Below are 25,216 nucleotides of genomic sequence, written 5' to 3' on the forward strand. Positions count from 1 at the left end.
CGATGCCTACCGGCAAGGTCAAGTTCTACGACGACGAGAAGGGCTTCGGCTTCATCAGTTCCGATGACGGTCAAGAAGTCTTTTTGCACGCGTCAGCCCTGCCTGCCGGAGCATCGGTGAAGAGCGGCACGAAGCTCGAGTTCGGCATCGCCGACGGCAAGCGTGGCGCGCAGGCGCTCTCGGTGCGCATTCTCGAGGCTCCGCCGAGCCTGCAGAAGCTCGCCCGCAAGCCGGCCGACGACATGGCCGTGATCGTCGAAGACCTGGTGAAGGTTCTCGACTCGATCGGCGCCAACCTGAAGCGCGGCCGCTACCCCGACAACGCGCACAGCCGCAAGATCGCCGCTCTGCTCCGCAAGGTCGCAGACGAGCTGGACGCCTAGTGTCCACAGACGAACCCGGCGAGGGCGCCACTCCGGCCGAGTCGCCGGAGCTCGCGCGGGCCGCGGATGCGGGGCCGGGCGAGAGGGACTCCGCTGACGCGGGTGTTGCCGGCGGCGAGTCGTCGAGCGATGGCGACGCGTCCGCGTCGAGCGACGGAGTCGAGCCGGATGCTGTGTCCGACGCGGATGACGCCGTCGGCGAGAGCGCGGCTGTCGAGGCCGAGGACCAGGCGTCGAGCGACGGCGACGCGGATGCGCTGACCGAGGCCGGTGCCGCTGCGGATGCGTCGAGTGACGCAATCGGATGGGATGCCGTGTCTGATGCGGATGCCGTAGCCGGTTCCGGTGCGGTTGTCGACGGGAACGCGGCGGTCGAGGTGGACGTGGTCGAGATCGATGTGGTCCAGATCGAGACGGTTGACGGTGCTGTCGAGATCGACTCGCTTGTCGAGGTTGTCGAGGTCGTTGTCGACGCCGGCGGCGCTGACGGGGACGAGGCCGGCGAGTCGGACGGGATTGTCGCCGGGATAACGGTCGTCGATGTCGAGGCTGAGCCGAACGAAGAAGATGTCACCGAAGCCGGTGTTGACGCCGTCGATGAGGTCGAGGGGTTCGCTGACGGCCGAGAAGAGCCTGACGTCGTCGTGGAGGAGAAGCCGGAGCCTCAGACCGATCAGGTGCTGCTGGCGTCGGTCGACCTGGCGCGCTCGGCCCTGCTCGAGATCACGCCGGCGATGACCATCGGGCCCCCGGTCGGATCGATCGCCGAAGACGACCACGTGCTCAGCCTGATGTTCGAGTCGAGGCTGGCCGGGTATCCGGGTTGGCATTGGACCGTGACGCTCTCGCGCATCGACGAGAACTCGGAGCCCACCGTGCTCGAGGTCGAGATGCTACCCGGCGCCGACGCGCTGATCGCGCCCGACTGGGTGCCGTGGTCGGAGCGCCTGGCCGAATACACGCTGGCGCAAGAACTCGCGGCTGCCATCGCCGCCGATTCGCACGACGATGACGACGACGACGACGAACTCGACGAGGAGGATCTGGACGAGTCGGATGACGACGAGTCCGACGACGACCTCGACGACGGCGACGTCGACGGAGACGTGCTCGACGACCGCGCCGAATTCGATCTCGACGACCACGTTCTCGACGACGACGAGCTCGCCGACGCGGCCGACGATGACGATGACGAGTCCGACGACGATGACGAGTCCGACGACGATGACGAGTCCGACGACGATGACGAGTCCGACGACGAGTCCGACGACGACGACGATGACGATGAGTCCGACGGGTCTGACGAAGACGAATTCGGCGACGACGAGGGCGACGACTTCGATCCGCACGCGGAAGGGCCAGCCTCCGGGCGGTGACCTGACCGAAAAAGCTGCAAATAACGAGGACCGACGCCGTATACGACGTCGGTCCTCGTTATTTGCAGCTTTTTGAGCGCGCCCGCGGCGGCGTTCAGTCGGAGAGGTGCTCCACGACGTATTCGATCGAGCTGATCAGGGCGCGCACGTCGTCGGGCTCGATCGCCACGAAGGTGGCCACGCGCAACTGGTTGCGGCCGAGCTTGCGGTAGGGCTCGGTGTCGACGATGCCGTTCTGGCGCAGCGTCTTGGCGATGGCGGCGGCGTCGATCGAATCGTCGAAGTCGATCGTGACGACCACCTGTGAGCGGTGGTCGGGGTTCTCGACGAAGGGGCGCGCGTAGGAGACGCCCTCGGCCCAGTCGTAGAGGGCCGACGACGACTCGGCCGTGCGGGCCGACGCCCAGCTGAGGCCGCCGTTGCCATTGATCCAGTCGATCTGGTTCTCGAGCAGCACGAGGGTGGCGATGGCCGGCGTGTTCAGGGTCTGGTTGAGCCGCGAGTTGTCGACCGCGTTCTTGAGGCTGAGGAATTCGGGAATGTAGCGCCCCGAAGCGGCGACCGTCTCGACCCGCTCGAGCGCCGCCGGCGAGAACAATGCCAGCCACAGCCCGCCGTCGCTCGCGAAGTTCTTCTGCGGCGCGAAGTAGTACACGTCGGCCTCGGCCGCGTCGAAGTCGATGCCGCCCGCGGCGCTCGTGGCGTCGATGACGGTGAGAGCGCCGGCGTCGCCGTGAACGCGCGTGACGGGGGCCATGACGCCCGTGCTGGTCTCGTTGTGCGGCCACGCGTAGACGTCGACGCCGTCGACGACCTCGATGTCGCCGCGGGCGCCGGCCTCGGTCTTCACCACGTGCGGGGCCTCGAGCCACGGCGCCCCGGCGGCGGCCGCGAACTTCGACCCGAACTCGCCGAACGACAGGTTCTCGGCGCGCTTCTCGATGAGGCCGAACGACGCGGCGTCCCAGAACGCGGTCGAGCCGCCGTTGCCGAGCACCACCTCGTAGCCTTCCGGAGCCGAGAACAGGGTGGAGAGCCCCTCGCGCACCGACCCGACGAGGTTCTTCACGGGCGCCTGGCGGTGGCTCGTGCCGAGCAGCGAGGCGCCGCGCGTGACGAGGTCTTCGAGCTGTGCGGCCCGCACCTTCGAAGGGCCGCAGCCGAAACGGCCGTCGACGGGGAGCAGAGCGGTGGGGATCTGGATCTCGGCCATGATGTCCATAGTATCCAGGCGCACCGACCCGGGCCGCGCGGCGAAACAGTAGGCTGGGTTAGGTACGCCTCACAGGGCATAGGAGCATTCATTGGCAGATCTCATCGACACCACCGAGATGTATCTCCGCACCATCCTCGAGCTCGAGGAGGAGAACATCAATCCTCTGCGTGCCCGCATCTCGGAGCGGCTCGGCCACTCGGGCCCCACCGTGTCGCAGACCGTCGGCCGCATGGAACGTGACGGACTCGTGGTGGTCTCGGTCGATCGTCACCTCGAACTCACCGAGGTCGGCCGCCGCAAGGCCATCTCGGTCATGCGCAAGCACCGCCTCGCCGAGCGCCTGCTGAGCGACGTCATCGGCCTCGAGTGGGAGCTCGTGCACGACGAGGCATGCCGCTGGGAGCATGTGATGAGCGAGCAGGTCGAGCGCCGCATCCTCGACATGCTCGACCACCCGACCGAGTCGCCCTACGGCAACCCGATCCCCGGCCTCGACGCGTTCGGCGACGCCGCCGCCATCCCATTCACCAAGGGCGTGGTCAACATCGTCACGCTGGTGCACGGCGCCGTGGGTCCGCAGACGAAGACCATCCGCCGCCTCGGCGAGCCCGCCCAGGTCGACCCCGAACTCCTGCTGCAGCTGAAGCAGGCGGGCATCGTCCCGGGCAACGCGGCCGCCTTCTCGCCGGCCGGCTCCTACGTTCTAGTCGAGGTTGAGGGTTTCGGCGAAGGTCTCGAACTGCCCAACGAGGTCGCAAGCCATATATTCGTTGGTATCTAAATGCGGATGCCGACGCGGGCGTTACAGAATTGTTAACAAAGGCCGGTGTCGAAGTGACAAAGCCCGTTCCCTCCCGTATTCTCTAACGAGTTCGTCGACCACCTGACGGTCGTGAACGCGGGCCAAGACACCTCGATTCCCGTCTCTTGGTCACTGACTACGCACGCAATTCGGTGTGGACGGGAGCAGTACCCTAGCTGCGAGAGGTGCCGGAGGATTTAATTTTGGCCCCATATGGTGAGTCGCCCGATTCTGGACGAAACCCCGAAAACCCGAATAGACCCGAGACACCCCTAGCAGCATCCGAAGCTCAGCCTCTGTCGCGCCGTGAGTGGCGCGAACGCGAGGCTCGTGCCGCAGAAGCCGCCGCGGGCCGCGTCGAGGATGTCGCGACCGAGACGACCGCCGGCACCGGCAAAGAGTTGGCGCTCGTCGCGCCGGTCATCGCCGAGGCCCCGCCCGCAGCGAAGGCGCTCGAGATCGTGGTGCCCGCGTCGGCGCCCGCTCGCCGCCTTCCGGCCGTGCGGATGCCCCGCTTCAAGAAGCCCACGAAGAAGGGTGCGGTCAGCGCGGTCGTCATGACCTTCGCAGCCGGTCTCATCGCCACCATGGCGCTTCCGGCATACGCCTTCGGCGGCGGCGGCAACTTCGACAGCACCGTCGCGACCGAGACGTCGCTGAGCGGAGCGCAGACGCTCGAGGTTCCCGACGCCTCTGCCGCCCTGGCGGTCAGCCGCGACAACTACAAGGCCCCCACGAGCGAAGAGCTCGCCGCCGCGCGCGAAGCGGCCGCAGCCGCCGTCGCGGCCACCGAGGCCGCCAACGCCGCCGCGAGTGCGGCTGCCGCGAAGAGCGCCACCGCCACGTCGGGCGCCTTCACGGTGAACCCGCCGTCGGGCTCCTACAGCGGTGCCGCCGTGGTGGCGTTCGCCGAGCAGTTCGTCGGCGTCGTGCCCTACGGCAGCGGCGCAAGCCCCGACACCAGCTTCGGCTGCGACGGTCTCACGCAGTACGTCTTCGGCGCGTTCGGCATCTACCTGCCGCGCACGGTGAGCAACCAGGCGGCCATGGGCATCCCGATCGCTCCGGAAGACGCGCAGGCCGGTGACCTGATGATCTACCCGATCGGCCACGTGGGCATCTACGACGGCAACGGCGGCATGATCGACTCGCCCGACTGGGGCCGCTATGTCGAGCACCGCCCGGTCTGGGGCAGCTACTACTTCGTCAGGATCGTGTAGCCGCATCCTCCCGCGGAGTGTAAACACTTCGTTACCGACTCATGAAACGGCGTGCCACGAATTTGTGGCACGCCGTTTGTGTCGTACTCTGGGGCTCTGATCGACCTCGAGATCTGGAGAGCCTGATGTCACAGGGTAGGAGCATCCGCACCACGGATAGCCTTCTGCTGCTCGTGCGCAGGCACACGAGTGGACTGAGTCAGAGCCAGATAGCTGGTTCTGCATGCAAGGCGCTGTCATTGTGACGGCGCCTTTTTTGTTGTCTGCTCGTCTCCCGGCGGCGTCGTCGACATGTGAGTCATCGAACACCTGGAAGCCGTCCAGGTCTCTTCGAAAGGGAGAGCATGCGAACACTGGTACTCAACGCAGGATATGAACCGCTCGGGGTCGTCTCGTTCAAGCGGGCGCTCGTTCTCGTCTTGAACGAGAAGGCGCGCGTGCTGGCGAGCGACGACGAGCATCCGGTCTTCGGCACTTCTGGTGCCTACGAACGGCCGGCGGTCATCCTGCTCACCCGTTATGTGCGGGTGCCGATGAACAGGATGATGCCGGTGTCGCGCCGGGGCGTGCTGCGCCGTGACGCGCAGCGCTGCGGGTATTGCGGCGCCTCAGCCACCACGATCGATCACGTGCAGCCGCGCTCGCGCGGGGGCAAGGACACCTGGGAGAACCTCGTGGCCTGCTGCCTGCGCTGCAACAACGTGAAGGGCGATCGCACGCCGGCCGAGATGGGCTGGTCGCTGCGCTTCGCACCCCGGATGCCGCACCAGGCCGGCTGGTCGATCAAGGGCGCCGAGCGGGCCGAGCCGCAGTGGGAGATGTTCTTGGCCGACGCAGCCTGAGCGCACCGAGAGTGCTTCGGCGCCCCTCCCGCGGGGCTCGCGGGGGCGGGAGTCAGGCCGGCCCGAGCATCCGCGCCGTCACGTCGGCGAGGGTGGCGAGGAACCGCTCTTCGTCGACGTCGAGCGGGTAGTCGCCGAGCGCGTCGGTCATGATCCAGTAGTGGCTCACGGCCGACATCAGCACGGCCGCGAGTGCGTCGATGTCGACGTCGGTTCCGGATGCCTGCGACTGCAACCACGCGGCCAGGGCACCGTGCACCTGGCGCAGCTCGTGGTCGCGCACTCGGTCGCGCAGGTCGGGGAAGTCGGCGAGGTCGCGCAGCAGCAGGCGATTCACGTCGCCTTCGCCGTCGAGTCGGCGGAGCGCCGCGCGGGCGACAGCGACGAAGTGCGCCCGGGACGCGGCATCCGGAGCGCCCGTTGCCGACGACGGCTCGAAGAAAGCGGTGAGCGGCGGAGCGTTCTCGATCTGCCGATCGACGCCCGCTTCGAGCACGGCGCGTTTGCTGGCGAAGTGGCGGTAAAGGCCGCCGGCGCCGGGGCTGAGGCCGGCGGCGCGCTCGATCTGCGCGATCGTGGTGGCGCGGTAGCCCTGCCGGCCGAAGAGTGACATCGCGGCATCGAGCACCCGGGCGCGAGCCGCACCGCTAGCGGATGTCGGCACGGATCAGTTCGTAGTGCACGGTCGTCCAGCCTTTCCGGCGGTGCAGCCAGGGCACCATCCACCTGTGGAGAAGAGGATAGCGGCGGGCGAGCCCGTTGCGGGCGAGCTCGGCTTCGGCGCCGTCGAGCCGGCGGGTGGTCGCGGCCACGGGTGCGGCGCGGGGCGTGCCGGCCAGGCTGCTCGGTGCCACGAGCACGTCGGCGAAGTTGCGCATTCGCTTGACCTTGCCGGCCTGGTCGTAGGTGCGGAAGTAGCCGTGCCCGTCGACCACGACGAGGCTCACCGGCGTCGCCACCCACCGGCCGTCGCGGCGGCGGGTCTGCAGCTGGATGGTGCGCCATCTCGTCCAGTCGGTCTGGCTGGAGCTCGCTGTATCAGTCATGGTCTGCTCCATAAGTAATCACTTACTGACAGATTAGCTCCGTGGCCTCGGCCTGTCATCAGGCGCGACCCGATAAACTTGCCCCGGTCAGCCTCTGTAGCTCAATGGAAGAGCAGTTCCGTCCTAAGGAAAGGGTTGGGGGTTCGAGTCCCTCCAGGGGCACCGCAGGTTGCTCGACCTCCGCCACAGGCGTCGTTTACGATGTCAGGCATGACGACGCCCGACGGCCCGACGCAGGACCAACTCGAGAACTCCGACAAGCTCACGAAGCGCACCGTGGGTGGTGAGCTGCGCTACTACGTGAAGAACATCCGCGAGCACTGGCCTGTCGTGGTCGAGAACGACCCGAACGCGGCCGGGCGCGAGGCCTGGTTCACGCCCGACGGCAAGTTCCACGCCACTCACGATCAGTTGCGTCGAGACGCTGTTCTGGGCGTGCTCTGACGGCGTAAGGTGAGCGCGTGCCGTTGTCTCCCGACGAATATCGCGCACCGCTCGCACGGGCGGCGCGGCACGCCGACGAGTGGCTGGAGTCGCTCGCCGGCCGGCCGGTGAAGCCCCGGGAGGGCATCGAACAGCTCGAAGCCGCCTTCGCGCGGCCGCTGCCCGAGCATCCGACCGACCCTGCCGACGTGGTCGACGAACTCGCCCGCCTGGCCGAGCCCGGGCTCATGGCCATCGGATCGGGCCGCTTCTACGGCTGGGTGATGGGCGGCACGCTGCCGGCCGCGCTCGCCGCCGACTGGCTGGTGAGCGCGTGGGACCAGAACAACGGCCTCCGCTTCGCGACCCCCGCCACCGCGGCCATCGAAGAACGCGCGGGCGCGTGGCTGCTCGAGCTGCTCGGCCTGCCCGAGACGAGCACCGTCGGCTTCACCACCGGCGGCACCACGGCGAACTTCGTGGGGCTGGCCGCCGGGCGCGGCGCCGTGCTCGAGGCCGTCGGCTGGAACGTCAATCAGGGCGGTCTCAACGGCGCCCCCAAGGTCACGGTGCTGGTCGGCGCCGAGGTGCACAGCTCGGTGCAGCTGGCGCTGCGCTACCTGGGGCTCGGCGAACCGACGGCCGTGGCATCCGATGACCAGGGCCGCATTCGCCCCGACGCGCTCGAGGCCGCCCTCGACGCCGCCGACGGCCCGATCATCGTGGCCCTTCAGGCCGGCAACCTGCACTCCGGGGCGTTCGACCCGATGCGCGAGTCCATCCGCCTGGCTCACGAGCACCAGGCCTGGGTGCATGTCGACGGCGCTTTCGGACTGTGGGCCGCCGCGAGCCCGCGGTGGGCCGACGCGCTCGACGGGCTGGCCGAGGCCGATTCCTGGGCGACGGATGCGCACAAGACCCTCAACGTGCCCTACGACTGCGGCGTCGCGATCGTCGCGCGGCCCGGCGCCCTGCAGTCGGCGTTCACGGCTCACACCAGCTACTTCATCCGCGACGACGCCGGCATCGCCGACCCCATGGACAAGGTGCCCGAGCTCTCGCGCCGCGCCCGCGCCACCCCGGTCTGGGCGGCTCTGCGATCGCTCGGCCGCAGCGGCGTGATCGCCCTCGTCGAGGGGCTGGCCGCGAACGCCCGCGCGCTCGCCGAAGGTCTGTCGGCCGTGCCCGGCGTAGAGGTGCTCAACGACGTGGTGTTCACCCAGATCTCGCTGGCGTTCGGCTCCGACGAGCGAACCCGCGCCGTGACCCAGGCGCTCATCGTCGACGGAACGGTGTGGATGTCGGGCTCGTCGTGGGCCGGTCGCGCCGTGCTGCGCGTCTCGGTGAGCAACTGGTCGACGGATGCCGCTGACGTGGCGGCGTCGGTCGACGCCGTCGCCCGGGCCATCGCCGCCGTCGACGCAGCGGATGCCGCAGCAGATGGCGCCGTGGCCGCCTCCGAAGCCGATACCGGAGCGAAAAGCTAGTAGTTTTCGCCAGTGGTCCCCGCGCGGCGGACGAATACCGTGAGCGTGCACGTCGTGCGCTGCCCATCACATTCGTTTCGAAGGAACCAGCATGTCCAACCGCACCCTGCACCTCTCCCGCCTGCGTCTCGGCGTCGTCGTCGCCACCGCCGCTGCGGTCTTCGCGCTCTCCGGTTGCGCCGGCGACGCCCAGCCGGCCGAGCCCGACGCTCCCGCGCCGGCGGCCACGGAAGCGCCCGCACCCGAGCCCAGCCCGACCGAGACGGCCACGGCATCCGGAGGCTCGGCCGCCCCGTCGTCGGCGTCGTTCGGAAGCTGCGACACCCTGCTGCCCGCCGAGGTGGTCGCCACCCTCGACGCGGGGCTCGCCGCCGACGCGAGCTTCACGCCGGCCACCGGGTCGTATGCGGCCGAGATCGTCTCCTACGGCGGCATCGGCTGCAGCTGGACCGACGCCTCGACCGGCAACACCCTCACCCTCGCGGTCGCGCAGCCGCCCACCGACGACCTCACCACGGCCGAGACCGCCCTCGGCGGCGGCGCCGGAACCGCGACGGACGCGTTCGGCTCGGGCATCCAGGCTTACACGGCGAACGGCGGCGGCACCTTCACGGGTGACATCGAGGTGTTCACCCCGGCGGGCTACTGGGTGTCGACCGTGTCGCCGCTGTTCACGTCGGCCGAAGCCGCCCAGCCGATCGTCTCCGCCGTGCTGCAGGCTCTGCCGGCCGGCTGACGTGCGCGCCTCGCGAGCCACGGGCATCCGGGCGGCGACGGGTGTCGCGGCGCTCTGCCTCGTGACGCTGTCGTCGGCCGGATGCGCGGTGTCGGCCGGCGGCAGCGATTCGCCGGCCTCCGCCGCCGGTGCTGCCAGCGACGCCGGCCACGACTCCGGCCACGACTCCAGCCGCGGCGCGACCGCTGCGCCGGCCTCACCGGCCACAGGCGTGCCGGCGACCGACACGGCGGCGCGGTCGACGACGGATGCGGCGCCTGTGATCGATCTCGCCTGCGACGACCCCGAGGTGGCCGACGTGATCATGGCGGTGGACTCCGAGCTCTTCGCCGAGCCGCAGTTCGCTCCCGACCCGGGGTCGTTCACGCAGCAGATCGTCTCGCTCGGGGGCATGGTGTGCGGCTGGAGCGACGCGGGCTCGGGTGCCACGCTCAGCTTCGCGGTCGCGCAGCCGTCGCCCGACGATTTGGCGGCCGCGCAGGCATCCGTCGCCGCCGAGAGCACCCCGGTGGAACTCGGCGGCCAGGGCCCGAGCGTCGACGCCTACGCCGTGGTGGCCGGGGGCGCGTTCGCCGGAGACCTCGAGGTGTTCACCGCCGAGGGCTACTGGCTGTCGACGGTGTCACCCCTCTATAAGACGCCCGAGTCGGCCGAGGCCGCCGACGTGCTCGCGTTGCTGCTGCAGTACCTGCCGAGCGGCTAGCGCGCCCGGGGTCGCAGCCGACGCGCGATCTCACGCCGGCTGCCGACGCCGAGCCGGCGCACGATGTTGCCGACGTGGAAGTCGACGGTCTTGCTCGACACGTGCAGAATCTGGGCGATCTCGACGCTGGTGTAGCCCTCGGCGACGAGTTCGGCCACGCGCAGCTGCTGCGCCGTCAGCGTGCCGCGGGCGTCGCTCGCATGCGCCCGCTCGAGCTCGGCGGTGGTCTGCGCGATGATGTTCGCGCAGAGCCGCGCGTAGGCCGAGGCGCCGAGCTCGGTGAGTTCGCTCAGTGCGTCTTCGTAGGCGGCGAGGCCCCGAACGGGGTCGCCGTGGCGCGAGAAGTAGGTGCCGGCCACGATCCTCACCCAGGTGCGGCCGAGCGGGTCGCAGTCGTGGGCGACGGTGTCGAGGGCGCGCTGCATCTGCGCGGTCGCCTCGGTCTCGTCGCCGCGGGCCTCGGCGTCGATGTTCGCGAAGGTGCAGTAGTAGGGGTTCGATGCGGCGGTGGGCAAGAGGCCCCATTCGGTGAAGCGGCGGTGCTGCTCGACGGTGTTGCCGACGTGCCAGGCGGCCAGCAGGCGCAGCGCGTTCCACTCGTCGCTGCTGAAGGGCCGGCGGTAGCCCGGGTCTTCGGCGTCGTCGAGCAGCTGGTGCAGTTTGGCCCAGTCGTTCTGGGCGATCGCCGCGCAGACGCGGCCGTGGAAGATGACGAACGTCGAAAGGTGGGTGGGTCGGTCGCCGGCCAGTGCGGCGGCGTCGTCGAGCAGCGCGAGGGCGCGGGCGAGGTCGCCGTGGATCGCCGCGAGCAGCCCTTGCACCGCCACGATCGAGGGCGCCAGCCAGGAGCGGTCGATGGCGTCGAACGAGCCGGTGATGCCACGGGCGATCTGGGCGGCATCCGCCCACCGACCCTGCCGAACGCGCACGACGCACAGCTCGACCGCCGCGTGCACCGACAGGGCGCTGCGATCGTCGGGCACGAGGCGCAGGCCGCGCGCGAGGTCGAGCGAGGCCTCGCCCCAGTTGCCGAGAATGTGCTGCACGCTGCCGAGGCAGATGAGGGCCAGGGCGTGGTCTTCGGTGAGGGCGTTGCGTGAGCGCGGCTCGGCGATCAGGGCCTTGAGCGCGATCAGTTCGTCGCCGGCGCCGTCGGTGTGGCATTCGGCGACGGCGGCCAGCCCGGTCAGGTCGAACTCGGTGCGGGTTCGGCGGGCCGACGGGGGCATCGAGGCCAGCAGTCGGCGGCCGGCGGCGACGGTGCGCAGGCAGTCGGTCCAGTGGCCGGCGGCCGACGTGGCCATGGCCAGCTCGACCAGGGTGGCGACGCGCACGGCGTCGGCCTCGTCGTGCGGGCCGGCATCGGGCGCGTCGAGCGCGGACCAGGCCAGCTGACGGCCGCGGGAGAGGTTCGCGTCGCCGAGCGCGAGGATGGCGAGCACGGCGTTGCGCACGACGCCGTCGGGCAGCGAGCGGATGCGCGGTTCAGCGGCGAGCAGGTCGACGCGGCGGCCGAGCACCGCGAGCTCGCAGCCGCGCAGGAGGAGGGCGTCGCGCCAGGGGGTGCCCGTGCCGGGTTGGGTGTCGGTGGCCTCCGTCGTCTCGTCGACGTCGCTGTCGGTCGGCCCGTCGGCTTCGGCTTCGGCTTCGGCTTCGGCTTCGGCCGAGAGCGTGCACGCGGCGATCACCGCCTCGGCGACATCCCCTCGACGCCAGAGCAGTTCGATGGTGGTGAAGGCGTCGCGTTCGCGTTCGACACCCCGATCAAGACGCCCGTTCACAGTTCCCCCGAAGATGACCCGGCAATGCGCTCAGCCTACTCGCGGAGGAGTTCGACGTGCGGTGCGTGCTTGGTCGGCTGCGATCATTCGAACATATGTTCTAGTCTGTGACCATGGGAACGAACAGGCGGTATGGCGACGAGATCGACCGGCGGATGAATCGCAAAGTCGAGGAGTCGGGCCTGCGGCCGCAGTTCGAGTCGCTGCCGCTCGTGGTCACCCAGGCCGACATCGACAAGCCGGTGCAGCCCGAGGCGCCGATCCCGGTCGAAGCGTGGGTCACCGTCACCGCGGGCAAGGTCAAAGTGCAGGCCGAGGCGGTGGAGTGGAACAAGAAGGCCGTGCGCATCGTGTGGAACAACGCCGACGGGTCGTCGAACTCGTGCTGGGTGTATCTCGGGGCGATCACGCGTCGCTGAGCGACGCGCTTGCCCTGCCCGCGCGAGCGGGGGCGACGTAGGGTGGGAGCATGGCACGGGAATTCCTGCACGAGACCGAGCGCAACCGCTACAGCCTGCGCGTCGACGGCGCCATGGTGAGCGCCGTCGACTACGTCGTGAACGAGGGGAGCATCTCGTTCACCCACACCTTCACCGATCCGAAGCAGCGCGGGCACGGCTATGCCGGCGAGATCGTCGCCTTCGCGATCGACGACGTGGAATCGACCACCGACTACCGCGTGGTTCCGATGTGCTGGTATGTCGGCGACTGGTTCGAGAAGCATCCGGAACGCGCCGGACTGCTGAGTCGCTGACGCGCTACACTGGTGCGTGGGGAGGGCTTCGGCCCTCTCCACCAATCGTTAACGCGGGGTTCGGTGGCCCGTTCGGCGGGCGCGTTCTCAGCGGGGCGTGAGCCGCACGACGGGGATGGTGCGGTCGCCGGCACGCTCCTGGTAGGCCACGAATCCGGGCGAGCGGTCGGTGAACTGGGCCCACGCGACGTCGCGTTCGGCGCCGGTGAGATTCGCTGCCGTGACGTCGACGGTGGCCGAGCCGGTCTCGATGGCGGCATCCGGATGCCTGAGCAGATTCGCGAACCACGCCGGGTTGTCGGGGGCGCCGGCCTTCGATGCGCAGACGAGCCACGATCCGTCGGGCTGGGCGATGCCCATCACCGGGGCGAGGCGGGGAGCGCCGCTTTTTGCGCCCTTGGTGTGCAGCAGCACGAGGCTGTCGCCGAAGCCGCCCGTGGTGACGTTGCCGCCGTTGGCCCGGAACTCGGAGATGACGCGTTCGGTGAAGTCGTTCACGTGCCCACGTTACTGCGGCCCGGCGGTCGTGCCGCAATTCGCGCCAAAAGCTGCGAGGAAAGCTCGCCGGTTACTACACTGAGGCCAGGAATCGGGCGTGACCCGCGCCGCACCCACGATTTCGACCCAGCTTCACCCACCGGATCCGTGCTCCATCTGCCCGAAAGTCAGGCGGCAACCCGATGCCCGACGAACTTTCCGCCCTGAACGACGACCTCGCGCGATTTCTTGCGACATGGCGGCGTGATCATCCGTCGCGCGTGCTGCTCGTGCTCGACGTCTCCGACGTGTCGGCGGAGCGGCGCGTGGCGGAGTTCGACGACGACGAGGATGTCGATGTGCTCGTCTCGGAGCTCGACGGCGAGCTGGCGGGGGTGCGCGGTGGTGCGGCGGAAGCGGCCGGGGTGGCGTCGGTCGGCGTGGTCGGCGCGGAGTTCGCCGGTGGTTCGGGCGACGCCGATGCGTCTGGGGGCGTCGGTGCTGAGTGGGTGTCGGGGACGACAGCTGGCGGCGCGGCCGAGGGCTCTGGTGAGGAGGCTGGGCTCGGGGTCGCTCAGGGCGGAGTGGCTGACGGCGAGGCGGTCGGCTCGGATGCGGCCGTCGGCGGGGTGGAGCTCGGCGGCGAGGCCGATGGTGATGTGAGCGAGCTCGGGGTGACCCAGGGTGGCGTGGCTGATGGCGAGGCGGTTGGCTCGGATGCGGCGTCCGATGGGACGGAGCTCGGCGGCGAGGCCGAGGGCGATGTGGGCGAGCTCGGGGTCGCTCAGGGTGATGTGGCCGATGGCGAGGTGGTCGGCTCGGATGCGGCCGTCGGCGGGGTGGAGCTCGGCGGCGAGGCCGATGGTGATGTGAGCGAGCTCGGGGTGACCCAGGGTGGTGTGGCTGACGACGAGGTGGGCGCGGGTGGGGCGGCCGGGGGCGTCGCGCTCGGGGACGCCTCGCGGGCGGCGCGACGACGGGCGCGGATCGGATTGGGGGCCTGGACTCGAGGCGCCGACCGCGAGACGCGGGCACGCCGGGCGGCTCTGGCACGGGCGACTGCCGGTGGCACGGCTCGCGTGGACGGTGACGAGGAAGCCAGCGCGAGCGCCGATGGCGACAGCCCGACTCAGAGCGGCGCCGACGAAGGCGCTCTGATCAGCGACATCGCCGGCGGGGAAGACGCTGTCGTCAGTGACATCCGTGGCGGAGAGGGCGCTGTCGTGACGAACATTCGCAACGGGCGAGACTCGGTCGCGGGCGACATCGGCGGCGGTGGTGGGCGAGGCTCGGTCGCGGGCAAAGCCGGCGGTGGGGGAGGCGCGCGGGTCGCTGGTGGACGAGACCGGGCCGACGACACGGTGGTGGACAAGGCCGGGGCCGGGAAGGCCGACGGCGGTGGGGCCGGGACGACTGCCGCCGCGGCATCCGGAGCGCCCTCGCACGCGCGATTCTCGTCGGTGGAACAGCTCGCCGTCGCCGCGGTGCTCGACGGCGGCAAGACGGTCGAGCGGGTCGCGAACGCGTTGCGGGTGCCGATCGGCTCGGTCGCGGGGTGGGTGTCGAAGGCTCGTCGCGTGCGGGCGGAGGTGGCGGATGCCGCGGAGGCGGCTCAGGCGGCGGAGGAAGCCGAGGCCGCCGAAGCCGCGGAGGTGCTAGCCCTGTCAGAGACGGCAGAGACAGCAGAGACCGCGGAGGGGGCAGACCTGGCCGACGCGGCAGGCGCAGCAGACTCGGCCGACGAGGTGGGCGCAGTACACGACGCAGAGGCAGCGGACGCGACGGCGACGGAGCCCGGCCGCGACACCGCGAACGGGGTCTGACGCCGGGCGTCGGTGCCATCCCCTAGCGTGGAGGCATGGGCACCACCGACTACGAACACCGCACTTTTCCCGCCGCTGACGACGCGGCCACCCGCGCTTGGCTTCAGGCCGAGACGCAGGGGTTCCACGAGCCACGCCTCGGCGACAAGACGGTCGACGTGTCGATCGCCAACATGGTGAACGATGCCCAGCAGCTCACCGGGGTCTACGCCGTCGATCGCCCGGCCGAATCGCTCGGGGCCGACTACCCGGTGGCGACGTTCGCGTCGTTCGAGCGCACGCTCAACGTGGGCGGGCCAGAACTGCTCCCCGCCCACCTCATCTCGGCGGTCACGGTGCGGCCGACCCATCGGCGGCGGGGCATCCTGCGCCGCATGATGACCGACGACCTCGAACGCGCGCGGGCCGCCGGGTATGCCGTGGCCATTCTGACCGTCTCCGAAGCCACCATCTACCGCCGGTTCGGCTTCGGCGTGGCGACCTGGGTGCACTCCGTCTCGGTGGCGACCGACCAGCGGTTCCGCCTGCTGACCGAGCCGAAGGGGCGATGCGAGCTCGTCGACGCCCGCGACCTGCAGACCCTCGGCCCGGCGATCTTCGCCGGCTTCCATGAGCGCCAGATCGGCTCGGTCGACCGCCACGCCCGCTACTGGGGCCGCATCTCGGGGGTCGACGGCGAGAAGGGCGAGCCCGACGCGACGATTCGCGGCGCGCTGCACTACGACGACGACGGCGCGATCGACGGCTACGTCACCTACAAGCACTCCGGCTGGGACGCCACGCCGCACCGGCTCGAGATCGTCGATCTCGTGGCGCAGAACCACGACGCCTACCTCGGCCTCTGGCAGTTGCTCGGCGCGATCGACCTCACCGAGATCGTGACCTACGCCGCCGCGCCCGCCGACGACCCGCTGCGCTGGGCGGTCGGCGACTGGCGGCTGGTCTCCACCACGAGCGTCGACGACTGGCTGTGGCTGCGGGTGCTCGACGTGGTGGCGGCGTTCGAGGCGCGCGGCTACGTCAACGACGGCCAGATCGTGTTCTCCGTCGACGATGCGCTCGGGCACGCCGAGGGCACGTTCCGGCTCACCGTGTCGGGCGGCCGAGCCTCGGTCGAACGCGACCCCGACGCGGCCGCCGACGTGCGTCTCGACGCCTCCGTGCTCGGATCGCTCTATCTCGGCGGCGCCGACCCGGTCGTGCTCGCCGCGGCCGGCCAACTGGTCGAGCTCACGCCGGGAGCGGCGCTGCGCCTGCGTGTGCTGCTGGCGGCATCCGGACCCGTCTACGGCATCACGCACTTCTGACGCCGGCTCCGCCGAGCAGCGGATGCCGCGCCCTCAGCGGTGCGCGACGAGCCGAGCCGTGGCCACGAACGCCGGCCGGGCGACCTCGACGCCATCGAGGTAACCGCCGACGAGGGCGGCATCGCGCAGCATGACCAGCGAGCCCGCCACCTCGTCGGGTTCGGCGACGCCCGCGCCCTCGAGCATCGAGCGCAGGCTGTCGCGGAACCACTCGCGATGCCTCCGCACGACGCGCCGCACGTCGCTCGAGGCATCGGGAAATTCGGCCGCAGCGTTGATGAACGGGCAGCCGCGGGTGTGGTGACGCTCGATGTCGTCGGCGATGAGCGCGATCAGCGCGTCGACGCGATCGGTGCCGGTGGCGTCATCCGGAACCTGCTGCTCGGCGTCGGTGAAGCGGCTGCGGATATCGGCGTCTTCGCGCTCGAGGTAGGCCACCACGAGGGCCTCCTTGCCCGGAAAGTGGCGGTACATCGTGGCGCGGGTGACGTGGGCCTCGGCGAGAACGCGGTCCATGCCGACGCCGTGGATGCCCTCGCGGTAGAACAGTTCGGAGGCGATGCTGAGCAGGCGCTCACGCGCTTCAGAGGTTTTCCGCGGAGCGGCGACGATGCTCGACACGCCCTCCATCGTAATAGAACAATCGTTCTCTTCGGCGCTGAAAGTTCACCCCGCGATTACCGCAACAGCTGTAGATCACCGCTACGATCACGGAATGGCCAGATCGACGAGGTTCTCGCGCACGACAGCAGCGATGGTGACGACGGGGCTGCTTGCCCTCGGACTCTTCGCCGGAACGGCAGGCCCCGCGGCCGCTGAGGAGGTGCCGAGCCCGGCGCCCCCGACGTCGGAGGTACCGGCCCCGGCCACCGAGGCACCGGCACCCGCCACCGAGGCCCCGGCGCCCTCACCCGACGCCGACGACGACGACGACGTGCACTTCAACCTCGTGGGCATCAACGTGTCGAGCTTCCGTGCCGGCGACATCATCTCCGACCAGAAGATGTGGAACCCCAACGCGATGAGCAAAGACGAGGTGCAGGCGTTCCTCGACACGCAATCCGCCGGATGCACCAACGGCAACTGCCTGGCCACGAAGGTGTTCCCGGCCTCGACGAGCCAGCCCGCCAACAACGACTGCAAGGCCTACGCGGGAGCCCAGGAATCCGCGGCGAGCATGATCGCGCGCATCGGCGTCGCCTGCGGCGTCAGCCAGAAGGCGCTGCTGGCTCTCATTCAGAAGGAGTCGTCGGTGGTGGCGATGCCGGCCCCGACCGACGCGCTCTACGACCGAGCCACCGGCTATGAGTGCCCCGACACGTCGTCGTGCGACCCGGCCTACAAGGGCTTCTTCAACCAGGTCTACAACGCGGCTCGCCAACTGCGCGACTACCAGCTCGACCCGCCCGCCGCCTTCCCGGTGGGCCAGTCGACCACGATCGCCTACTCGCCCGACGACAGCTGCGGGGGATCGAGCGTGAAGATCCGCACCCTGGCGACCGCGGCCCTGTATGCCTACACGCCCTACCAGCCCAACGCGGCGGCCAAAGACTCCTCCAGCAACGGCGACGACTGCTCGAGCCTCGGCAACCTCAACTTCTGGGTGTCGTACACCGACTGGTTCGGCTACCCCCACATCGACGTCGACCGCATTCAGGGCGCCGACCGCTTCGACGTCTCGGTGGCGATCGCCCAGACCGCCTACCCGTCGGGCGCCAAGGCCGTCTACATCGCCACCGGAGCCGGCTACGCCGACGCGCTCTCGGCCGGGCCGGCCGCCATCCGCGACGGCGCCCCGCTGCTGCTGACCGCGCAGGCTTCTCTGCCGGCCGCTGTCGCGAACGAGATCACCGCCCTCAAGCCCGGCAAGATCGTGATCGTCGGCGGTCCGAACTCGGTCTCTCCGGCCGTCGAACAGCAGTTGAAGGCGCTGCGCCCGACCGCGACCGTCTCCCGCCTCACCGGCGCCGACCGGTTCGAGGTGTCGCGGAACGTCGCGCGGGCTTCGTTCCCGTCCGGCGCTTCCGGGGCGTATGTCGCCACCGGCCTCACCTATTCCGACGCCCTGAGCGCGAGCGGCGCGGGCGGTTTCAACGCCAAACCGGTCGTGCTCGTGAACGGCGCCACCGGCACGGTCGACGCCGACACGGCGAAGCTGCTGGTCGACCTGAAGGTGAAGACCGTGACGATCGCCGGCGGACCGAACTCCGTCTCTGCCGGCATCGCCTCGTCGATCGACGCCCTGTCGGGTGTGACCTCGGTGCAGCGGATGTCGGGAGCCGACCGGTTCGAGGCCTCGCTCGCCATCAACAAGAACGCCTACGCCACGAGCGACCGCGTCTTTCTGGCGACCGGCACCAACTTTCCCGACGCGCTCGCCGGATCGGCCCTGGCCGGCAAGCTCGGGTCGCCGCTGATCGTCGTGCCGTCGAACTGCGTGCCGAGCGCCGTGCGGGCGAGCTTCCAGCAGTTCGACAACACGAAGGTCACCCTGCTGGGCGGCCCCAACTCGCTCGGCAGCGGGGTGGAGCAGCTGCAGGCCTGCTGACGCGACCGGGCCCGACTGTGATTGTCTGACACCATGTCAGATTCAGCGGGCCCGGCGTTCTCGGGCCATCCTCACGAACCGCACGTCGAAGGCCTGGCCGCGCGCCTCAACTGGCTTCGAGCGGGGGTGCTGGGCGCCAACGACGGCATCGTTTCGGTGGCGGCGATCGTCGTGGGGGTGGCGGGGGCCACGGCATCCGTCGCTCCGATTCTGACCGCCGGTGTCGCGGGGCTGGTGGGGGGAGCGATCTCGATGGCGCTCGGCGAATACGTGTCGGTGAGCAGTCAGGCCGACAGTCAGCGGTCGTTGATCGCGAAGGAACAGCGAGAGCTGCGCGAGATGCCCGAAGAAGAACTCGCCGAACTCGCCGGCCTCTATGAGCAGCGCGGGCTCAGCCCCGAGACGGCGCTCTCGGTGGCGCGCGAACTCACGGCGCACGACGCACTCGCCGCCCACCTCTCGGCCGAGCTCAACATCGACGAGACCGACCTGGTGAGCCCGTGGCAGGCGGCCGGGGCATCCGCTCTCGCGTTCACGCTCGGGGCGCTGCTGCCCTTCTTGACGATCCTGCTCGTGCCGGCACCGGCGCGGGTGCCGGCGACGTTCGCGGTGGTGCTGCTCGCGCTCGTGCTCACCGGCGCCGTCAGCGCCTGGATCGGAGGCGCCCGCATCTGGCGAGCGACCGTGCGGGTGGTGATCGGCGGAGCGATCGCGCTCGCCGCCACCTTCGCGATCGGTTCACTGCTCGGCACGAGCGGCGTCGTCTGACGCCGCGAAGGGCTCAGGCGGCGAGCTCGGGGAACCGCCCGGCGAGCAGCTCGAGGGCGGTGACCCGTGCCGGCGTCGCGTCGATCGGATCGCTCGCGTAGGCGCCCGCGATCGGCGACACCATGACCTCGTCGACGCCGTACTGCGCGGCCATCGCGCGGATGCGCGCCGCAACGTCGTCGGGCGCGCCGATCATCCAGTGGCGAAGTTGCTCCTGCACCGACTGCTCTTCGACCGGTGTCAGCTCGGTCGCGCGCGCCTGGTCGACGGTGAGCTGCGTGGTGAGCGCGCCGCCGGTGCGCAGGCGGGCCATGGTGATGAGCTGCGGCAGTGCCACGAGCTCGGCCTCTTCGGCCGTCTCGGCGACCGAGATGTTCGTGGTGAGGAAGGTCTTCGGCGCCGCGAGCGCCTCCGACGGCTGGAAGTTCGCGCGGTAGATCTCGAGCGCCTGATCGATTCCGGGCTGCCCGAAGTGGTTCGCGAACACGAACGGCAGGCCGAGGCTGGCGGCGAGCGTGGCGCTGAAGTTGCTCGAGCCGAGCAGCCACATCTCGGGTGCGGTGACGATCTTCGGCGTGGCCTTCAGCTCATAGGCCCGGGCCCGGATGTTGAGCCCCACGCCGGGCTGGTCGTCGTCGCCGAACGGCTCGGTCGCGGTCGCGCGGTCGGAGCCCAGCAGGGCGGCCACCGTCTCGACGTCGGTGGGGAAGGTCTCGGCGGGGTCGGCGTCGGTCGTGGTGCGCTGGCCGCGCAGCATGTAGGCGGTGACCGGGTCGGAGCCGGGCGCGCGCCCGAGCCCCAGGTCGATGCGCCCCGGATGCATGGCCTCGAGCAGCGCGAACTGCTCGGCGATCGAGAGCGGAGCGTGGTTCGGCAGCATGACGCCGCCCGATCCGAGCCGGATGCGCGAGGTCTGCGCGGCGAAATGCGCGATCAGCGTCGACGGCGAGGTCGAGGCGACGGCGGGCATGTTGTGGTGCTCGGCCACCCAGTAGCGCGTGAAGCCGAGTCGCTCGGCGGCACGCACGAGCGCGAGGCTCGCCGCGATGGCGTCGCCCGAGCTCTGGGCGGTGCGGACGGGAATGAGGTCGAGAACAGAGAGGTGCGTCATGACCTTCTTCTCAGCGACGGCGGCGGGTGCTTTATTCCACGAAATAGGATCGAGGCATGTCCGTCGACCGCTCCCACCCCGCCGTGCTGAGGGTGCGCCAGGCACTGGATGCCGGGGGCGTCACCGGCGAGATCGTGTGGCTCGACGACGCGGCGAGCACCGCCGCCCTCGCGGCAGCAGCACTGGGCGTCGACGTCGGCGCCATCGCGAACTCCCTGGTCTTCTTGCTCGACGGCGAGCCGCTGCTGGTGCTCACGAGCGGCGCCCACCGCGTCGACACCGCCTGGCTCGGCGAGAGACTCGGGGGCACGATCGGGCGTGCGAGCGCGAGTCAGGTGAAGGATGCCACGGGCCAGGTCATCGGGGGAGTCGCCCCCGTCGGCCATCCCGCTCCGATCCGCACCGTGGTCGACGTGGCCCTCGTGGAGCATCAGCAGGTCTGGGCGGCCGCAGGTCACGCGCACACCGTCTACCCGACGACCTTCGACGAACTGCTGCGGGTGACGAACGGCACCGCCTCGGCTGTGGTTTCCAGCACGGATTGAGGCGGAAATCCGCGCAAGTTTGCGAAACCCGCGGTGAATGCCTGCCTTTACGCGCCCGCGCACGTACTGTGGCGATGTGTGGCGCGCCGATAAGAAACGAGACTCAGACGACATGTCGTCTGCAGCCGACTCCGTCGAGTCGGCGTGGGGTCGCAATGGCCAGTCCTCGTCCAACAGCCCGATAGGCCAGGTTTTCTCGACGGAGAGCATGGTCGAACCGACCCGTGACCGCTGGCGTGAGGAGATCTCCGCCATCGGCGGCGAATCGCCGTTGCTGCATTTTGACGACTCCCCGCGATCGCGCATCGAGCTCAGCACCACGCATCCGGGCGGCCTCGCCCAGTTCATCACCGGCAACTCGACGCTGCTGTCGAGCCTCATCCGCGACGAGCTGGCCCTGCGCAACGCCCGCATCGCCGCGGGAGCCATCACCGACAAGGGCGTCGAACTGCGATCGGTGCGCGGCATAGATTCAGTGCACCTCGCCATCGGCCTGGCCGAATGGCGCATCGAGCGCGACGGCGTCGAGCAGACCTTCCGTGCCCCCGTGCTGCTGCGCCCGATCTCGGTGCGCCGCTACGGCCGCGATTACGAGCTGAAGCTGCGGGGCGCGACGTTCGTGAACCCCGAGTTGTCGCGGGTGCTGCAAGAGCAGTTCCAGATCACGGTCGACACCGAGGCGCTCGCCGCACTCGCGGCGTCGAACGGCGTGTTCAAGCCGCAGCCGGCCATCGACCGCCTGCGCAGCCTCACCTCGCACCTGCCGTGGTTCCAGGTGCAGCCGCGCCTGGTGGTGTCGTCGTTCGCCGACGTCGCGAGCGGCATGCTCGCCGACTCGGGTTCGATCTCGCACCCGGTGCTCGACGCCCTCGCCGGCAATCTCACTTCGCGCCGTGCCGTGCAAGACGGCTACCGCCCGGTCGAGCCGTCGCCGCAAGACCACCGGGCCCCCTCGACCGACACCCTGCTGCTCGACGCCGACAGCGAGCAGGAGAACGTGATCGCGCAGATCTCGGCCGGCAACTCCATCGTCGTGAAGACCCTCCCCGGCACCGGCGGCACGCAGACCATCGTGAACGCCATCGGCGCCCTCGTGTCGCAGAACAAGCGGGTGCTGGTGGTCAGCCCCCGCCGCCTCAGCCTCGGCGGCATCAATCGCCGGCTCTCGGATGTCGGCCTCCCCGGTGTCGCCGTGTCACCGCGCACCCTGCGCCGCGACCTCATCCAGTCGATCGGGCGCAACGAGAAGGCGAAGCAGCCGCGCGTCGCCGACGTCGACGAGGCGCTGGTGCGCCTGCGGAGCGTGCTGCTCGACTACCGCAGCTCGATGTCGCGCGTCGACCCGATGCTCAAGGTCTCGGTTCTCGACGCCCTGCGCGAGCTCGCGCGCCTCGCCCTGCTGCCCAACCCGCCGGCCACCACCGCACGCCTCGACCGCTCCGCGCTGGAGTCGCTCGCCTCGGGCCGCGCGAAGGCCGCGAAGACGCTCAGTCGCTCGGCCGAGCTCGGGCAGTTCCGCTACGGGCCCGACGACTCGCCCTGGTATGGCGCGCAATTCTCGTCGAGCGACGACGCCCACCACGCCCACCAGCTGGCGAAGCGCCTCAACTCGAGCGACCTGCCCCGGCTGCTCACGGGCGCCTACGAGCTGATCGGGCAGACGCGCATGCGGCCGTTCACCTCGCTCAACGAGCTCGGCACCTACCTGCGCCTGCTGGCCGACCTGCGCGAGACGCTCGACAAGTTCTTGCCCGTGGTGTTCGACCGCTCGCTCACCGACCTCATCGCCGCCACCTCGCCGCGCCGTGACGCGCCGCAGATGTCGTCGACCTCGCGCCGCCGCCTGAAGGCGCTCGCCAAGGAATACGTGCGCCCCGGCGTGCACGTCGGCGACATCAACGACGCCCTGCGGCGCATCCAGCAGCAGCGCACGCTGTGGTACCGCTTCGCCGCGGCCGGCATCCCGCCGGAGATCCCCGTCGGCATCAACGACGTGCAGATCGCCTTCCAGCGCGTCACCGAAGACCTCGCGCAGCTCGACCTGCCGCTCGGCAACGTGGGCACGGCTCGGCAGCTCGCCGCCCTGCCGATCGACCAGCTGATCGGCATGGTCGAGGGCCTGGCCGCCGACTCCGAGGTGCTTGCCAATCTGCAGGAGCGCACGTCGCTGCTCGATTCCTTGCGCGAGCACGCGCTCGACCCGCTGCTCGTCGACCTCTCGAACCGGCACGTGCCCGAAGCGGCCGTGGCCGACGAACTCGAGCTGGCGTGGTGGCAGTCGGTGCTCGAACTCATGCTCGCGAACGACCGCGCCCTGCTGGGCGCGAACACTGGTGTGCTCGACCGCCTCGAGGGCGACTTCAGGCTCGTCGACGAGGCCCACGCCTCGATGAACGGGCAGCTGCTGGCCTGGCAGCTCGCCGAGACCTGGAGCGTCGGGCTCGTCGACCACCCGCTCGAGGCGACCGCGCTCAAGGCCCTGCTGCGCAGCGACGGCGTCTCGTCGGTCTCGCTGCACGAGGCCGCGCCGCACCTCGGCAAGGTGCTCGCGCCGGTCTGGCTCGCCTCGCCCTACGAGGTGGCCCAGATCACCGACGCCATCACCTTCGACACGGTCATCATCGTCGACGCGGGCGCCACCACGCTCTCCGAGAACGTCGGCGCGATCCGTCGTGCCCGCCAGGTGGTCGCGTTCGGCGACCCGGTCACGCAGACGCCCTCGCGATTCGAGATCGCCATCCGTCCGGTCGACGAGCAGCGCGTGCGGCCCACGGTCGACGCCTCGGCGGTCGAAGAACTGCACTCCGAGTCGGCGCTCGCCCGCTTGGCCGACATCGTGCCGACCCTGTCGCTCACCCGCAGCTACCGCGCCGGCGGCGAAGACCTCGCTGAGCTCGTGAACCACCGCTTCTACGGCGGCAAGATCGATTCGCTGCCCTGGGCCGGCACCTTCCTCGGCCACGGCAGCCTCGCGCTGCACTACGTCGAGGGCCGCGGCGGCATGCCCGACTCCGAGACCGGTGCCGTCGAGAGCGTCGACGCCGAGGTCGACGAGGTGGTGTCGCTCGTGCTCGACCACGCCATCAACTACCCGCGCGAGTCGCTCATGGTGATCACGGCGTCGCCCCGCCACGCCGTGCGCGTGCAGCAGGCGGTGCTCGCGGCCTTCGCCAAGCGCAGCGACCTCGCCGACTTCATCCTCAAAGAGCGCGCCGAGCCGTTCATGGTGGCCACCCTCGAGCAGTCGGTGGCGCAGAGCCGTGACCGGGTCATCTTCTCGGTCGGCTACGGCAAGACCGCCCACGGCCGGGTGCTCACGAACTTCGGCGGCCTCGCGCGGCCCGGCGGAGAGCGTCTGCTCGCCGTGGGCATGACCCGTGCCCGTCGGTCGATGGACATCGTGAGCTGCTTCATGCCCTCCGACATCGACGAGGAGCGCATGAACTTCGGCGTCGTCGCGCTGCGCCAGATTCTGCAGGAGGCCGAGAACGGCCCCACGCCCGACACGTTCTCGAGCCCCGGCGACGCCCTGCTGATCGACCTGGCGCGCCGCCTCGGCTCGCGCGGCCTCGACGTGGCCTTCGAGCACCGCGGAAAACTCACCCTCGTGGCCTCGCACGACGGCCGGGCCATCGCGATCGAAACCGACGCCGTGGTGCACCACACCAGCCTGCGCGAGTCGCTGCGCCTGCGGCCCGACATGCTGCGGCGCCTCGGCTGGCACTACCTGCGCGTGCACTCGTTCGAGTTGTTCGCCAACCCCGAGGCGGTCGCGGCCCGCATCGCGTCGGTGATCGGCGTGCGCGAACTGTCGCTGGTCGAGACGGCGCCGATCTCGGTGCACATCTAGCAGTGGCATCCGACTGAC

General features: G+C 70.1%; 24 protein-coding genes and 1 tRNA gene. 18 read left to right on the plus strand and 7 right to left on the minus strand.

Annotated elements, in window-relative coordinates; genetic code table 11:
* Positions 1-2 precede the first annotated feature (2 nt).
* Positions 3-383: a cold-shock protein gene (locus tag N1032_RS03120; protein WP_259537375.1), complete on the plus strand. Its 381-nt coding sequence runs from the start codon at positions 3-5 to the stop codon at positions 381-383.
* Entirely contained in the window at positions 383-1,759 is a 1,377-nt protein-coding gene (locus tag N1032_RS03125; RefSeq protein WP_259537376.1) for a DUF3027 domain-containing protein, read from the plus strand. Before N1032_RS03120 ends, N1032_RS03125 begins: the two co-directional genes overlap by 1 nt.
* Positions 1,760-1,853: 94 nt before the next feature.
* On the opposite strand, the gene serC is transcribed toward N1032_RS03125, so the two are convergent.
* Complete coding sequence (gene serC / locus N1032_RS03130; RefSeq protein WP_259537377.1) at positions 1,854-2,972, minus strand: phosphoserine transaminase; 1,119 nt, start codon at positions 2,970-2,972, stop codon at positions 1,854-1,856.
* 91 nt (positions 2,973-3,063) lie between these two features.
* Here serC and N1032_RS03135 point away from each other — a divergent pair, with 91 nt between their 5' ends.
* The 3 genes from N1032_RS03135 to N1032_RS03145 all read left to right on the plus strand — a co-directional run bounded on the left by N1032_RS03135 (position 3,064) and on the right by N1032_RS03145 (position 5,839).
* Entirely contained in the window at positions 3,064-3,756 is a 693-nt protein-coding gene (locus tag N1032_RS03135; protein WP_259537378.1) for a metal-dependent transcriptional regulator, read from the plus strand.
* 224 nt (positions 3,757-3,980) lie between these two features.
* On the plus strand, positions 3,981-4,997 hold the full coding sequence (locus N1032_RS03140) for a C40 family peptidase (protein ID WP_259537380.1): 1,017 nt from the start codon (positions 3,981-3,983) through the stop codon (positions 4,995-4,997).
* 344 nt (positions 4,998-5,341) lie between these two features.
* Positions 5,342-5,839, plus strand: a complete 498-nt coding sequence (locus tag N1032_RS03145) for an HNH endonuclease (protein WP_259537381.1) — start codon at positions 5,342-5,344, stop codon at positions 5,837-5,839.
* A gap of 52 nt (positions 5,840-5,891) precedes the next feature.
* Here N1032_RS03145 and N1032_RS03150 read toward each other — a convergent pair whose 3' ends face one another.
* Both N1032_RS03150 and N1032_RS03155 read right to left on the minus strand, forming a co-directional pair.
* On the minus strand, positions 5,892-6,503 hold the full coding sequence (locus N1032_RS03150; RefSeq protein WP_259537382.1) for a TetR/AcrR family transcriptional regulator: 612 nt from the start codon (positions 6,501-6,503) through the stop codon (positions 5,892-5,894).
* The gene (locus N1032_RS03155) at positions 6,487-6,885 is read right to left on the minus strand and encodes a PPOX class F420-dependent oxidoreductase (RefSeq protein WP_259537383.1); all 399 of its coding nucleotides are present in this window, start codon (positions 6,883-6,885) and stop codon (positions 6,487-6,489) included. The genes N1032_RS03150 and N1032_RS03155 overlap by 17 nt, the downstream gene beginning before the upstream one ends.
* Positions 6,886-6,975: 90 nt before the next feature.
* Here N1032_RS03155 and N1032_RS03160 point away from each other — a divergent pair.
* The 5 genes from N1032_RS03160 (at position 6,976) to N1032_RS03180 (ending at position 10,234) form a co-directional block, all read left to right on the plus strand.
* Positions 6,976-7,047, plus strand: a tRNA-Arg gene (locus N1032_RS03160).
* A 48-nt stretch (positions 7,048-7,095) separates the two neighbouring features.
* Positions 7,096-7,329, plus strand: coding sequence for a hypothetical protein (locus N1032_RS03165; protein ID WP_259537384.1), 234 nt, complete (start codon positions 7,096-7,098; stop codon positions 7,327-7,329).
* Between the two features lie 17 nt (positions 7,330-7,346).
* A complete protein-coding gene (locus N1032_RS03170) occupies positions 7,347-8,795 on the plus strand; it encodes a pyridoxal phosphate-dependent decarboxylase family protein (protein WP_259537385.1) in 1,449 nt (482 codons plus the stop codon).
* A gap of 91 nt (positions 8,796-8,886) precedes the next feature.
* Positions 8,887-9,531 carry a hypothetical protein gene (locus N1032_RS03175; RefSeq protein WP_259537386.1) on the plus strand — a complete coding sequence of 215 codons (645 nt, stop codon included), beginning with the start codon at positions 8,887-8,889 and terminating at the stop codon, positions 9,529-9,531.
* 1 nt (position 9,532) lies between these two features.
* Entirely contained in the window at positions 9,533-10,234 is a 702-nt protein-coding gene (locus N1032_RS03180) for a hypothetical protein (RefSeq protein WP_259537387.1), read from the plus strand.
* On the opposite strand, the gene N1032_RS28245 is transcribed toward N1032_RS03180, so the two are convergent.
* Positions 10,231-12,015, minus strand: coding sequence for a helix-turn-helix transcriptional regulator (locus tag N1032_RS28245; protein WP_310795912.1), 1,785 nt, complete (start codon positions 12,013-12,015; stop codon positions 10,231-10,233). The two genes, N1032_RS03180 and N1032_RS28245, sit on opposite strands and share 4 nt — an antisense overlap.
* A gap of 113 nt (positions 12,016-12,128) precedes the next feature.
* Between N1032_RS28245 and N1032_RS03190 the strand changes: the two genes are divergently transcribed.
* A complete protein-coding gene (locus N1032_RS03190) occupies positions 12,129-12,434 on the plus strand; it encodes a hypothetical protein (protein WP_259537388.1) in 306 nt (101 codons plus the stop codon).
* 50 nt (positions 12,435-12,484) lie between these two features.
* A complete protein-coding gene (locus N1032_RS03195) occupies positions 12,485-12,769 on the plus strand; it encodes a GNAT family N-acetyltransferase (RefSeq protein ID WP_259537390.1) in 285 nt (94 codons plus the stop codon).
* A gap of 87 nt (positions 12,770-12,856) precedes the next feature.
* On the opposite strand, the gene N1032_RS03200 is transcribed toward N1032_RS03195, so the two are convergent.
* Positions 12,857-13,267 (minus strand): nitroreductase family deazaflavin-dependent oxidoreductase, encoded by a 411-nt coding sequence (locus N1032_RS03200; protein ID WP_259537393.1) that lies wholly within the window; start codon positions 13,265-13,267, stop codon positions 12,857-12,859.
* 182 nt (positions 13,268-13,449) lie between these two features.
* On the opposite strand from N1032_RS03200, the gene N1032_RS03205 reads away from it, so the two are divergent.
* Positions 13,450-15,069, plus strand: a complete 1,620-nt coding sequence (locus N1032_RS03205) for a hypothetical protein (protein ID WP_259537394.1) — start codon at positions 13,450-13,452, stop codon at positions 15,067-15,069.
* Positions 15,070-15,104: 35 nt separating this feature from the next.
* The gene (locus N1032_RS03210) at positions 15,105-16,376 is read left to right on the plus strand and encodes a GNAT family N-acetyltransferase (protein WP_259537395.1); all 1,272 of its coding nucleotides are present in this window, start codon (positions 15,105-15,107) and stop codon (positions 16,374-16,376) included.
* 33 nt (positions 16,377-16,409) lie between these two features.
* Here the strand turns inward: N1032_RS03210 and N1032_RS03215 are convergent, their stop codons facing one another.
* Positions 16,410-16,997, minus strand: a complete 588-nt coding sequence (locus tag N1032_RS03215) for a TetR/AcrR family transcriptional regulator (RefSeq protein WP_259537397.1) — start codon at positions 16,995-16,997, stop codon at positions 16,410-16,412.
* A gap of 94 nt (positions 16,998-17,091) precedes the next feature.
* Here N1032_RS03215 and N1032_RS03220 point away from each other — a divergent pair, with 94 nt between their 5' ends.
* Both N1032_RS03220 and N1032_RS03225 read left to right on the plus strand, forming a co-directional pair.
* Positions 17,092-18,924, plus strand: coding sequence for a cell wall-binding repeat-containing protein (locus N1032_RS03220; RefSeq protein WP_259537398.1), 1,833 nt, complete (start codon positions 17,092-17,094; stop codon positions 18,922-18,924).
* A gap of 33 nt (positions 18,925-18,957) precedes the next feature.
* Positions 18,958-19,692: a VIT1/CCC1 transporter family protein gene (locus N1032_RS03225; protein WP_259537400.1), complete on the plus strand. Its 735-nt coding sequence runs from the start codon at positions 18,958-18,960 to the stop codon at positions 19,690-19,692.
* A gap of 13 nt (positions 19,693-19,705) precedes the next feature.
* On the opposite strand, the gene N1032_RS03230 is transcribed toward N1032_RS03225, so the two are convergent.
* Positions 19,706-20,803 (minus strand): LLM class flavin-dependent oxidoreductase, encoded by a 1,098-nt coding sequence (locus N1032_RS03230; protein ID WP_259537401.1) that lies wholly within the window; start codon positions 20,801-20,803, stop codon positions 19,706-19,708.
* A gap of 56 nt (positions 20,804-20,859) precedes the next feature.
* Here N1032_RS03230 and N1032_RS03235 point away from each other — a divergent pair, with 56 nt between their 5' ends.
* The gene (locus N1032_RS03235) at positions 20,860-21,348 is read left to right on the plus strand and encodes a YbaK/EbsC family protein (RefSeq protein ID WP_259537402.1); all 489 of its coding nucleotides are present in this window, start codon (positions 20,860-20,862) and stop codon (positions 21,346-21,348) included.
* Positions 21,349-21,556: 208 nt separating this feature from the next.
* The gene (locus N1032_RS03240) at positions 21,557-25,198 is read left to right on the plus strand and encodes an AAA family ATPase (RefSeq protein WP_259537403.1); all 3,642 of its coding nucleotides are present in this window, start codon (positions 21,557-21,559) and stop codon (positions 25,196-25,198) included.
* The last annotated feature ends 18 nt before the right edge of the window (positions 25,199-25,216 follow it).

This window comes from Herbiconiux daphne (assembly GCF_024979295.1).
In the GTDB taxonomy this organism is placed as follows: Bacteria; Actinomycetota; Actinomycetes; order Actinomycetales; family Microbacteriaceae; genus Herbiconiux; species Herbiconiux daphnes.